This window comes from Streptomyces sp. PH10-H1 (assembly GCF_030063355.1).
Classification (GTDB): domain Bacteria; phylum Actinomycetota; class Actinomycetes; order Streptomycetales; family Streptomycetaceae; genus Actinacidiphila.
On record NZ_JASISZ010000019.1, the window covers coordinates 16131 to 28245 of the forward strand.

Annotated in this window: 8 protein-coding genes; 6 read left to right on the forward strand and 2 right to left on the reverse strand. The window is 71.5% G+C overall.

All coding sequences use genetic code 11. The features are described from left to right. Positions 1–176 precede the first annotated feature (176 nt). Positions 177–2144: an ABC transporter family substrate-binding protein gene (locus QMK24_RS14350; RefSeq protein WP_283466177.1), complete on the reverse strand. Its 1968-nt coding sequence runs from the start codon at positions 2142–2144 to the stop codon at positions 177–179. 339 nt (positions 2145–2483) lie between these two features. Here QMK24_RS14350 and QMK24_RS14355 point away from each other — a divergent pair, with 339 nt between their 5' ends. The 6 genes from QMK24_RS14355 (at position 2484) to QMK24_RS14380 (ending at position 9444) form a co-directional block, all read left to right on the forward strand. Continuing rightward, entirely contained in the window at positions 2484–2771 is a 288-nt protein-coding gene (locus QMK24_RS14355; RefSeq protein WP_283466179.1) for an Rv0250c family protein, read from the forward strand. 75 nt (positions 2772–2846) lie between these two features. Next, entirely contained in the window at positions 2847–3689 is an 843-nt protein-coding gene (gene sdhC / locus QMK24_RS14360; protein WP_283466181.1) for a succinate dehydrogenase subunit SdhC, read from the forward strand. Positions 3690–3710: 21 nt separating this feature from the next. Further along, the gene (locus QMK24_RS14365) at positions 3711–5654 is read left to right on the forward strand and encodes a fumarate reductase/succinate dehydrogenase flavoprotein subunit (RefSeq protein ID WP_283466183.1); all 1944 of its coding nucleotides are present in this window, start codon (positions 3711–3713) and stop codon (positions 5652–5654) included. Further along, positions 5651–6415: a succinate dehydrogenase/fumarate reductase iron-sulfur subunit gene (locus QMK24_RS14370; protein WP_283466184.1), complete on the forward strand. Its 765-nt coding sequence runs from the start codon at positions 5651–5653 to the stop codon at positions 6413–6415. Before QMK24_RS14365 ends, QMK24_RS14370 begins: the two co-directional genes overlap by 4 nt. 130 nt (positions 6416–6545) lie before the next feature. Next, positions 6546–8606, forward strand: a complete 2061-nt coding sequence (locus QMK24_RS14375; RefSeq protein WP_283466185.1) for a TPM domain-containing protein — start codon at positions 6546–6548, stop codon at positions 8604–8606. 124 nt (positions 8607–8730) lie between these two features. Beyond that, entirely contained in the window at positions 8731–9444 is a 714-nt protein-coding gene (locus QMK24_RS14380; RefSeq protein WP_283466187.1) for a PspA/IM30 family protein, read from the forward strand. Positions 9445–9469: 25 nt separating this feature from the next. On the opposite strand, the gene QMK24_RS14385 is transcribed toward QMK24_RS14380, so the two are convergent. After that, positions 9470–12016 carry a SpoIIE family protein phosphatase gene (locus QMK24_RS14385; RefSeq protein ID WP_283466292.1) on the reverse strand — a complete coding sequence of 849 codons (2547 nt, stop codon included), beginning with the start codon at positions 12014–12016 and terminating at the stop codon, positions 9470–9472. Between the last annotated feature and the right edge of the window lie 99 nt (positions 12017–12115).

Sequence of the window (12115 nt, forward strand, 5' to 3'; positions counted from 1 at the left end):
CTCGGCCGCCCGGGAGAGCTCCGGGGCCCGCTCCCACCGGCCCCACGGGCCCGATCAGGGCGCCGCGGAGCCGGTGGGATTAACGGAAGGACCCGTGGCAGCGCCGGTTTCGGGCCGCCTCGCGGCCGCTGGGCCCCGGCGCACCCCGGAGCGTCAAAGACAGTCCGCGCGGGGTACTACTTACGGAACCCGATGTCCTGGTATCGGGGGGCCTCGAACCCGAAGGCGCCCGCATTGGCGACGGTGGGCCTGAGGGCGACGAGCTGGGGGCGCTGGAAGAGCGGGATGGAGCCGGCGGCGGCCCAGATCCGGGAGTCCGCGCGGGCGGCGAGATCACGGGCCGCGCCCTGGTCCAGTTCTGCGGAGGCCTGGTCCAGCAGCTGGTCGATCTGGTCGGTGCCGACGCGGGAGTAGTTCTGGTCCACCGTCAGTGTGCCGTCGGGTGCGGGCAGCGGCTTGGCGAAGATCGGCCGGTCGTCGGTGGCCGGATAGGCCGTGCCGGGCCAGGAGTAGAGGGCCAGGTCGAAGTCGCCCGACGCGACGTGGTCGTGGAAGAAGCTCGCGTCGGCGACCTTGGTGATCTCGGTGCGGATACCGATGCCGGACAGCGTCCTGGCGATCCGGGCGCCGACGTCGGCCGTCGTCGGTGAGCTCGAGGGGAGGACGAAGCGCAGCGTCAGCTGCTTGCCGTCCTTGCGCAGGGCGCCACTGGGCTCGACGACCGTCGTCACCCCGATCGCGGGGGCCGGCGCGCCCTCGGCGGGCTGGGCCGGGGCTGCCGGCTTGGCGGGGTCGGCGGGCTTGGCAGGATCCGCGGGCTTGCCGGGGTCCGCGGGATTCGCCGGGGCGCCGGGCTTCGCCGGGTTGGCGGCCGCGGCTCCTGCCGGGGCCTTCGGGGCGGCGTGCTGCCAGCCCGCGTCGGCCAGCAGCGCCTGGGCCTGCCCCGCATCCGTGGGGCCGAGGGCCGAGCTGTGGTCCTCGTAGCCGTCCTGCGAGGCGAGGACCAGGTGATTGCCGAGCGGCCGGGCGGGCAGGCCGAGCGGTTTGAGCACGGCGTCGGCGATGGCCTGCCGGTCGATCGCCCGGGCCACCGCGTGCCGGACCCGTTCGTCGGCGAGCGGGCCGGTGCTGCCGTTGAGCGCGAGCTGCGTGTACGCCGCGCCGGGGGCTCTGCGGATGACGAGGCTCTTGGCGGCCTCGGCCTTGCGGACCAAGCTGAGCGCGGTCGTGTCGAACTCCGCCACGTCGAGCCTTCCGTCGGCCAGCGCGGCAGCCCGGGCGTCACGCGGCACGGCGGTCAGCACCAGCTGGTCGAGCTTGGAGCGCTCGCCCCACCAGGCCGTATTGCGGACCAGGGTGACGGCGCCCGCCTTGCGGTCGACGTCCTTGACGCTGAACGGGCCGGCGACGGCGGTCAGGGCGGAGCGGGCGCCGTCGTTGAAGGCGTCCGGGGTGCCGGTCACGGTCTTGGGGTACAGCGGGGTGAACAACGACTGCCAGTCCGCGTACGGGGTGGCGAAGGTGATCTTGACCTCATGGCTGTCCGCGCCCTGGCTGACCTCGGCGATCCGGTCGTAGCCGGCGTTGCGCGCGCTCCAGTACGCGGCGTTGTGGCCGCTCAGCGCCTTCCACTGCGCCGTGAAGTCGTCGATGCCGACGGCCCGGCCGTCGCTCCACTTCGCCTTCGGGTTGAGCTTGTACGACACGACCTGCTTCGGCTCGTGCTCCACGACGGCGGCAGCGACGAGGAAGTCCGCGTCCCGCTGCGGGCTGCCCCGGCCGTCGAGGCGGAACATGGCGGGCAGGACGGCACCCGCGATGCGGGCGGTGTCCTCGTCCGCGTCCGCCTGGAAGGCGTTGAGCGTGGCCGGCACGCTGTCGACGGCCCAGCGCAGCGTCCCGCCCTCCCGGACGGCGCTGCGGGGCACCGAGGCGATGTCGGTGCCGGGGACGGCCTTGCTGCCGCCGCCACCGCCCGAGGAGCATCCGGCGAGGGCCAGAGCGGCGATGCCGGCCAGGGCCGCGCCGCGCCGCCCCGCCCCGCTGCGCAGCCCCGGCACACCGGACCGGGGCTGATACCGGTGCCGATACCGGCGACTGGGGGCTGCCCCGCGTACGGATGCGGGAATGACGCTGCGGGACATGGTCAGGTACCTCCGCGGGCTCTCCGGCCGCCGCCGGACCGGCATACGCCTATGGGGCGTACAATCAGTCATACTCAGTTGGCGGTATTTGTCGCTTATCGCACCTACTGAAAGCGACGCTTACCCGCGTGGCGGCGCGACACGGCGTGAAGAGGGCAGCAGGCCACCCGAACGGCGGTGGGGCGCCCGCCGGGGGCCGCGAGCGCGCGACTTCCCCCGATCCCCCGGCCGGGCGCCATTTCACCTGTACGCGCTCTTCCCAATCGCGCATGTGACGCGCGACACTCGCTTCCGCATGAGCGTCACCAACCGGACTGCGGCAGAGGTGAGGGCGAATCCATGTCCCTGCAAGACGATCTGACATCGGTTCAGCGTCGGCTGGACGACCTGGTCCGCAGCGTGGGCCTGCTGGAGCAGCACGTCGGGAACAGCCTCGACATGCGGCGGGTGCGGGCGGACGCGGACCATCTCCGCGAGAGCCTGACCCTGCTGCGCGAGACCGCGCGGGGCGCCGGCCCGCCCGGTCCGGTGGAAATGGTGATCGTGCCCGACACGCCCTACGACCCCGGGCTGTGGTCCGACTGCGAGGACGAGGGGCTGGGATCGGCCCACGGCCACGCGCCGTAGAGCCGGACACGCGCCGTAGAGCCGGACAGGTCCTGACCGCCTCCCTCCCCCTTCCGCTCCCCTCCGGAGTACGCATTGGCCACCGGAAGCACCTCCCGTACCGAGTCCGCCGACAGCGATCCCGCGCGCCGGGGCGTCCACACCCCAGGGCGCGCGGCCATCCCCACCCGACATCTGCGGACCGACCGGTGGTGGGTTCCACCCCTGGTCACCGCGCTCGGGCTGGGGGCGTTCATCGTCTACTCGACATGGCGCGCGTTCGCGAACAGCCACTACTACTCGGCGCCGTACGTCTCGCCGTTCTACTCCCCGTGTCTGGCGTCGAACTGCGAGGACATGAACGGCGGTGCCGACTGGCACCTGTTCGGGAGCTGGTGGGGCATCTCCCCGGCCCTGATCGTGCTGATCTTCCCGCTCGGCTTCCGGCTCACCTGCTACTACTACCGCAAGGCGTACTACCGCGGGTTCTGGGCCTCGCCCCCCGCCTGCGCCGTCGCGGAACCGCACGCGAAGTACACCGGTGAGACGCGTTTCCCGCTGATCCTGCAGAACATCCACCGGTACTTCTTCTACTTCGCGATCCCGGTCGCCGGGATCCTGACCTACGACGTGGTGCTGAGCTTCCGCGACGCGGACGGCAACTGGGGCCACGCGGGCCTCGGAACGCTCGTGCTGCTCGTGAACATCACCCTGATCTGGGCGTACACCTTCTCCTGCCACTCCTGCCGGCACATCATCGGCGGCAGGCTCAAGCACTTCTCCGAGCACCCCGTGCGGTACCGGCTGTGGGGCTGGGTCGGCAAACTGAATGAACGTCACATGCTGCTCGCCTGGGTCTCGCTGATCAGCGTGGCTCTCGCGGACTTCTACGTATATCTCGTCGCCAGCGGCGCCTTCGACGACCCGCGGTTCTTCTAAACGAAGGGGATGCCAGAAAGCATGACGCAAGTCGAAAGGCACACTTACGACGTGGTCGTCGTCGGCGCGGGCGGTGCGGGTCTCCGCGCCGCCATCGAGGCCCGCGAGCAGGGCATGCGCACCGCGGTCATCTGCAAATCGCTGTTCGGCAAGGCGCACACAGTGATGGCCGAGGGCGGTATCGCCGCCAGCATGGGCAACGCCAACTCCAACGACAGCTGGGAAGTGCACTTCCGCGACACCATGCGCGGCGGGAAGTTCCTCAACCAGTGGCGGATGGCCGAGCTGCACGCCCGTGAGGCCCCGGACCGGGTGTGGGAGCTGGAGACCTGGGGCGCGCTCTTCGACCGCACCAAGGACGGCCGGATCTCACAGCGCAACTTCGGCGGGCACGAGTACCCACGCCTCGCTCATGTCGGCGACCGCACCGGGCTCGAGCTGATCCGCACCCTCCAGCAGAAGATCGTCTCCCTCCAGCAGGAGGACTTCGCCGAGTTCGGCGACTACGAGGCGCGGCTGAAGGTCTTCCAGGAGTGCACCGTCACCCGGGTGCTCAAGGACGGCCCTGCCGTCAGCGGGGTGTTCGGCTACATCCGCGAGTCGGGCCGGCTCTTCGTCATCGAGACCCCGGCCGTGGTGCTCGCGACCGGCGGCATCGGCAAGTCCTTCAAGGTGACCTCCAACTCCTGGGAGTACACCGGCGACGGGCATGCGCTGGCGCTGCTCGCGGGCGCGCCGCTCATCAACATGGAGTTCATCCAGTTCCATCCCACCGGGATGGTCTGGCCGCCGTCCGTCAAGGGAATCCTCGTCACCGAGTCGGTGCGCGGCGACGGCGGGGTGCTGCGCAACAGCGACGGCAAACGGTTCATGTTCGACTACATCCCCGACGTGTTCAAGGAGAAGTACGCGCAGTCCGAGCAGGAGGCCGACGGCTGGTACGCCGACCCGGAGAAGCACCGCCGGCCGCCGGAGCTGCTCCCCCGCGACGAGGTGGCCCGCGCCATCAACTCCGAGGTCAAGGCCGGCCGCGGCACCCCGCACGGCGGCGTCTTCCTCGATGTGTCGACCCGGCTGCCCGCCGAGGAGATCAAACGCCGGTTGCCGTCGATGCACCACCAGTTCAAGGAACTCGCCGACGTCGACATCACCGCGGAACCCATGGAGGTCGGCCCGACCTGCCACTACATGATGGGCGGCGTCGACGTGGAACCCGACAGCGCCGCCGCCCGCGGCGTGCCCGGCCTTTACGCGGCGGGCGAGGTCGCCGGCGGGATGCACGGCTCCAACCGGCTGGGCGGCAATTCCCTCTCCGACCTGCTGGTCTTCGGCCGCCGGGCCGGACTGCACGCCTCCGAGTACGTGGCCGGGCTCGGCTCGGGGCGGCCCGCCGTCCCCGAGGACCAGATCGACAGCGCCGCGGCGGAGGCGCTGCGGCCGTTCAGCGCGGAGGCCGCCGACCCCGATCTGCCGCAGGGGCACCCGGCGGAGAACCCGTACACCCTCCACCAGGAACTGCAGCAGGCCATGAACGACCTGGTCGGCATCATCCGGCGGGCCCCCGAGATGGAGGAGGCGCTCAGCCGCCTCACCGATCTGCGGCTGCGCTCACGGCGGGCCGGCGTCGAGGGGCACCGGCAGTTCAACCCCGGCTGGCATCTGGCGATCGACCTGCGCAACATGCTGCTCGTCAGCGAGTGCGTGGCGCGCGCCGCGCTGGAACGCACCGAGAGCCGCGGCGGCCACACCCGCGAGGACCATCCCGGCATGGACCGTGCCTGGCGCAAGGTCAACCTCGTCTGCGAGCTCTCCGACCCCAGCGGCGGCCTCGCGGACACCGATCCGCAACGCGGCCAGGTCAAGCTCACCCACCGCGACATGGACCCGATGCGGGACGACCTCCTCGCCCTGTTCGAGAAGGAAGAACTGCTGAAGTATCTGACGGACGAGGAGCTGGCCCCGTGACGTACACAGCACACTTCAAGGTGTGGCGGGGCGACGCCGAGGGCGGGGACCTGCAGGACTACGAGGTGGAAGTGAACGAGGGCGAGGTCGTCCTCGACATCATCCACCGGCTGCAGGCCACCCAGGCCTCCGATCTCGCCGTCCGCTGGAACTGCAAGGCGGGGAAGTGCGGATCGTGCAGCGCCGAGGTCAACGGCAGACCGCGGCTGATGTGCATGACGCGGATGTCGGTCTTCACGCCCGAGGAGACGATCACCGTCACCCCGATGCGGGCCTTCCCCGTCGTGCGGGACCTGGTCACCGATGTGTCCTTCAATTACAACAAGGCGCGGGAGGTGCCGGCGTTCGTGCCGCCGGCCGGTCTCAAGCCCGGCGAGTACCGGATGCAGCAGAAGGACGTGGAACGCTCCCAGGAGTTCCGGAAGTGCATCGAGTGCTTCCTGTGCCAGGACACCTGCCATGTGGTCCGTGACCATGAGGAGAACAAGACCGCCTTCGCCGGGCCGCGCTTCCTCATGCGGATCGCCGAACTCGACATGCACCCGCTCGACGCCGCCGCCGAGCAGGGCCTCGACCGCAAGGCCTCCGCCCAGGACGACCACGGGCTCGGGTACTGCAACATCACCAAGTGCTGCACCGAGGTGTGCCCGGAACACATCAAGATCACCGACAATGCGCTCATCCCGCTGAAGGAACGGGCCGTCGACCGCAAGTACGACCCCCTCGTCTGGCTGGGCAACAAGATCCTCCGCCGGCCGTAAGCCTGCGGCGGCCTGCGCCGTCGGCGGGTGCCCCGCCGGAGGCGGTGCGGTCGCGAGGGGCACAAACGGCGCATACGCTCCCGAACAGGGCCATGCCGTCGGCGCGTGGCGCGGCGAAGGGCGCGACCGGATGCGGCTGATACGGCGGGTCGGCAGAACCGTTGTGCTGCTCGGCGTACTCCTTCTGCTGCCCGGCGCCATCGGCACGGCACACGCCGACGACCCGATCACGCTGTCCAGGACCGGCCAGATCACCGACAGGGTGAGCGCGCTGGGCGACCGTGAGCAGCAGGTCGCGAAGGCGCTGGAGAAGCTCTACACCGGCCACCGGATCCAGCTCTTCGTCGCCTACGTGAACGGCTTCTCCGGCCGCAACGCGCAGGAGTGGGCCAACGCCACCGCGCAGCGCAACGGCCTCGGGCAGAACGACGTACTGCTGGCCGTCGCCACCCACGACCGGCAGTACGCCGTCTCCGCCGACCAGAGTTCCGGGTTCACCCAGAGCCAGATCGACGAGGTGAACCGTTCCGCGATCGAGCCCGCGCTGAAGCAGAACGACTGGGCGGGCGCCGTCATCGGCGCCGCGAACGGGTACGGGGCCGTACTGGGCGGGCAGCCCGTCGTGGCGCCCGCGATCACGCCGGGTCCCGAGGATCCCGGCGGCGGCTCGGACTCGACCGGCTCGGCAGCCCTGTGGATCCCGGTCGCGGCGGTCGGCGGCGCGGGCGTGCTCGGCGCGTATGCGTACTCGCGGCGCAAGCGGAGCGGCACGGGCGCACCGCCGAAGGGCGGCGGCTGGGGTGACGGCGCGGGCGCCGCGGAGCCCCGGATCACGCCGCTGCCCGAACTCGACGCGCAGGCCAAGCAGCTGCTGGTGGAGACGGACGACGCCGTGCGTACCAGCCAGGAGGAACTCGGTTTCGCGGCGGCCCAGTTCGGCGACGAGGCCGCCAAGCCGTTCACCGAGGCCGTCGGTTACGCCCGCGGTGAGCTCACCGCGGCGTTCCGGCTGCGGCAGAAACTCGATGACGCCTTTCCCGAGGACGATGAGACCCGGCGGCAGATGCTCGACGAGATCCTGAGCCGCTGCACCCAGGCGAACCGCCGCCTGGACGCCGAGTCGGATGCGTTCGACCGGCTGCGGGCCCTGGAGTCCAACGCACCGCAGGCCCTCGCGCACGCCGAGGCGACCGCGGCGGCGCTCGGCACGCATGTGACGGCCGCCGAGACCGCGATCGGCACGCTCGTGCAGCGCTACGCGGACTCCGCCGTCGAACCGGTCACCGGGCATCCGGCGGAGGCACGGGACCGGCTGGAGTTCGCCGGGACCTCGCTCGCCCAGGCCCGGCAGGCGATCGACGCGGGCGACAATTCCCGGGCTGCGGTGTTCATACGGGCCGCGGAGGGCGCCCTCGACCAGGCCGGGACGCTCGCCGAGTCCGTCGTGCGCCGCGCGGAGGAGCTGGAGCAGGCCGACGCCAAGCTCAAGGACGCGCTCACCGAGACCGACACCGATCTGGCCGACGCCCGGGGGCTGCTCGCCGGCACCACCGCCGAGGCGCCGACAGCCGATCTGCGGGGCCGCATCGCCCGCGCGGAATCCGTCCTCACCGACGTACGGCAGGAGCGGACGGCCGGCCGCTACGACCCGATCTCGGCGCTGCGCAGGATCGAGGAGGCGGACGCCGCCCTCGACGGGGCACTGGCCGGCGCCCGCGAGGGAGCCGTGAACGAACAGCGGGCCCGTGGGCTGCTCGGCCAGGCGCTGCTGGCGGCCCGCAGCGAGGTGGCGGCGGCCCGGGATGTCATCACCACCCACCGCGGCGCGATCGGCAGCCAGGCCCGTACCCGGCTCGCCGAGGCCGAACGGCGGCTGGAGCAGGCCGAGTCGCTGGCCGCCACCGATGCGGCGGGCGCGCTCGGCGAAGCCCAGCAGGCCGACCAACTGGCACGTCAGGCACAGCAGTTCGCCCAGCAGGACGTGGGCGGCGGCGGCGGCTTCGGGGGTGGCGGGCGCGGCGGCGGAGGCATGAGCGGCGCCGTCCTGGGCGGGATCATCCTCGGCGGAATCCTGAACGGCGGCGGCATGGGCGGCTTCGGCGGGGGCGGGGGCTTCGGCGGAGGCGGCGGACCCGGGAGCTTCGGCGGGGGCGGCACCCGCGGCCGCATAGGCGGCGGCGGCCGGTTCTGACCCGCACCGCCCTGCTCGGACCTGCTCGGACCTCTGCTCGGGCCCGCTCCGACTCGCACCGACGACCCGCGATCCGCGCTCTTTCGTCCACTCGCATCCACAGCGCCGGAAAGGAACACCAGCCATGACCAAGCAGACGATCCTCGGCCGTGTGACCCAGCTCGCGAAGGCCAATATCAACGCTCTCCTCGACCAGGCCGAGGACCCGCAAAAGATGATCGACCAGCTCATCCGTGACTACAGCGACAACATCGCGGAGGCCGAGGAGGCGGTGGCCGCCACCATCGGCAATCTCCGTCTGATGGAGCAGGACCACGACGAGGACGTGGCCGCCGCCGGGGAGTGGGGCGGCAAGGCACTCGCCGCCAGCAGGAAGGCCGACGAGCTGCGGGCCGCCGGCGATACCGCGGACGCCGACCGCTTCGACAATCTCGCCAAGGTGGCGCTCGGCCGCCAGGTCCAGTCGGAGAAGGAGGCGACGACTGCGCAGCCCGTCATCGCAAGCCAGACCGAGGTGGTCGACAAGCTCAAGTCCGGGCTCGACCAGATGCGGGCCAAGCTGACCGAGCTGCAGAGCAAGCGGGATTCGCTGGTGGCGCGCGCGAAGTCCGCACAGGCGCAGAACCAGATGATGGACGCGGCCAAGAACATCAACGTCCTGGACCCGACCAGTGAGCTGGGCCGTTTCGAGGACAAGGTCCGGCGCGAGGAGGCCAAGGCCAAGGGCAAGGAGGAGCTGGCCGCTTCCTCGCTGGACGCCCAGTTCGAAAGCCTCGACAGCCTCTCCGACACCGCGGAGGTCGATGCCAGGCTCGCCGCCCTCAAGGCCGGCGGATAGCGCCTGCCAGGGCGGCAAACCCGCCTCAGTACATGCTCAGCAGGTCGTCCACGCTCGGCTCCGCCCCCGGCGCGCCGCCGCCCGGCAGAGCGAGCTCGAACCAGACGGTCTTCCCGCGGTGGGTACGGCGGCTGCCCCAGCTCTCGCTGAGGAGGGTGACGAGCTGGAGGCCGCGCCCGCCTTCGTCGGTGTCGCGGGCGCGCCGCCGCCGGGGCTGGACCAGGGCGCCGTCCCAGACCTCACAGACGAGGGTGCGGTCACGGAGCAGCCGGAGCCGGATATCGCCGGCCCCGTGCCGCAGGGCATTGGTGACCAGCTCGCTGACGAGCAGTTCCGTGGTGTCGACGAGCCCCTCCAGTCCCCAGGAGAGCAGCCGCTCGCGGGCGTACTCGCGAGCGCGGGCGACCGAGGCGGGGTGGGGCTCCAGCGTCCAGTCGCCGACGGAGTCGGCCGGCAGGCCGTGCACGCGGGCCATGAGGAGGGCGATGTCGTCCTCGCCATGGGCGGTGTCGAGGGTGGCGAGGATGTGGTCGCAGACGTCCTCCAGCGGCCGCTGCGGATCGTCGAACGCCGCACGGAAGGCTTCGAGGCCCTCGTCCAGCGGGTGGTTGCGGGATTCGACGAGGCCGTCGGTGTAGAGGGCCAGCAGAGCGCCGTCGGGGAGTTCCACGTCGATCTCCTCGAAGGGCTCACCGCCCACGCCCAGCGGCATCCCGGTGGGTACCTCCAGCATCAGCGCGGGCTCGCCCGGCTCGACGACCACCGGCGGGAGGTGCCCGGCGTTGGCGATCGTGCAGCGCCGGGTGACCGCGTCGTAGACGGCGTACACACAGGTGGCGAGGTAGACCTCGGTGAGGTCCGTGCCACCGCGGTCCTTGCCGCGCCTGCTGCGGGTCTCGGGCGGGGCGCCGAGGCCGCGGGCGACCTCGTCGAGCGCGGTGAGCACTTCGGCCGGTTCGAGGTCGAGCAGAGCGAGCGTCCTGACGGCGGTGCGGAGTTCACCCATGGCGACGGCGGCCCGCAGCCCGCGGCCCATGACGTCGCCGACGACGAGCGCGGTGCGGTGTCCCGGCAGCTCGATGACGTCGAACCAGTCGCCGCCGACCTCGGTCTCCATATTGCCCGGCAGATAGCGGCAGGCGATGTCCAGCCCGGCCGCCTCGGGATTGCCCGGCGGCAGCAGACTGCGCTGCAGTATCAGCGCGCGCTCGTGCTCGCGCCGGTACAGCCGCGCGTTGTCGATACAGACCGCGGCGCGCGCGGCGAGCTCCTCGGCGAGCATCCGGTCCCGTTCCGAGAACGGTTCGCTTCCCTTGGCGCGGGAGAACTGCACCAGGCCCAGGACGTTGTCGCGGGCGACCATGGGGACGATCAGCGTGGACTGGACGAGCGCGCCGCCCAGGTCCGGCTCGGGGTCCACGCCCAGCATCTGCGTCTGGGCGGTGCGCAGCGCGCTCGCGCAGGGCGAGCTGAACGGGTGGCGGTGGACGGATCCGACGGGCACGGAGCCCTCGTCGCCGTCACCGCCCAGGATCGCGGAGGGCGCGTTCGAGACGGCGCTGGCGAACGCCACCCGGCGCACCTCGCCACTGCCGTCCGCGGTGCCCCTGACATCCTCCTCGCCGACGAGCAGCGCCTGGTACAGGTCGACGGACGCCAGATCGCAGAAGTGCGGTACGGCGACGTCGAGCAGCTCGCGGGCGGTGGTCTCCAGGTCCAGGGAGTTGCCGATCCGGACCCCGGCCTCGTTGAGCAGGGCGAGATTGCGGCGGGCGTGCGCGGCCTCCCGCTCCGCCCGCTGCCGGCCGGTGACGTCCATGGCCAGTCCCGCGACCCCTATGGGACGTCCGCTGCCGCTGTGCAGCCGGTACAGGGAGATCGCCCAGCGCCTGCGCCCGTTCTCGCCGGGCACGGTGCCGACCAGCGGCATGTCGAGTACCGGATCGCCGCTCCCCAGCACCTGGCGCAGCGCGGCGGTGAGCCGGTCGGCCTCCACGCGGGACAGGAAGTCGTGGGGGCCGCGGCCCCGGTGCTCTTCCGCGGACCGGCCGAAGACGGTCGCGAAACGTTCATTGACGCGGAGCAGCCGCAGATGGGTGTCGAAGAGGACGAAGCCCATCGGGGACTGCCCGAAGACGGCCTGCGAGGCAGCCAGGTCGGTCTCGATCTGCCGCAGCGACGAGACGTCGACGGCGATGCACAGCGCCCCGCGGTCGGCGGGCATCACATAGATCTCGGCGATGCCCTCGGTACCGGAGGCGTCACGGTAGGGGGCGAGCCCTATCCACTCGCGGCCATCCAGGATCTCCGCGACCCGCTCATGGCCGCGGTCCCAGGTGTCGGGCGGGGCGAACGCGGTGATCGGGTCCTTGCCGAGCGCCTGCCCGGCCGGCACACCGAAGAATTCGGCGGCGCGGTCGCTCCACTGGTCGATCCGCCCGTCGGCGCCGAGCGAGAACGAGGCGACGCGGATGTAGTCGTAGATCGATCCGGGCGGACTGGACTGCCAGACCGTGGTCCGGGGGGTCGTGCTGTTGTCCCGCTCATCAGACAAATCGGCCCCCGCTGGCATGTCGTTCACTCGCCCGACCCCTCCAGCTCAGCACACATGGACCGGTTGGAGCCGAGTATTCAGCATCATGACCGTCCCGCACACGGTCTTGACGATCAC

Excerpts from the sequence above, each read along its gene's own strand:
- QMK24_RS14350 (WP_283466177.1), bottom strand. The coding sequence starts at position 2,144 with ATGTCCCGCAGCGTCATTCCCGCATCCGTACGCGGGGCAGCCCCCAGT.
- QMK24_RS14355 (WP_283466179.1), top strand. The coding sequence starts at position 2,484 with ATGTCCCTGCAAGACGATCTGACATCGGTTCAGCGTCGGCTGGACGAC.
- QMK24_RS14365 (WP_283466183.1), top strand. The coding sequence starts at position 3,711 with ATGACGCAAGTCGAAAGGCACACTTACGACGTGGTCGTCGTCGGCGCG.
- QMK24_RS14375 (WP_283466185.1), top strand. The coding sequence starts at position 6,546 with ATGCGGCTGATACGGCGGGTCGGCAGAACCGTTGTGCTGCTCGGCGTA.
- QMK24_RS14380 (WP_283466187.1), top strand. The coding sequence starts at position 8,731 with ATGACCAAGCAGACGATCCTCGGCCGTGTGACCCAGCTCGCGAAGGCC.
- QMK24_RS14385 (WP_283466292.1), bottom strand. The coding sequence starts at position 12,016 with ATGCCAGCGGGGGCCGATTTGTCTGATGAGCGGGACAACAGCACGACC.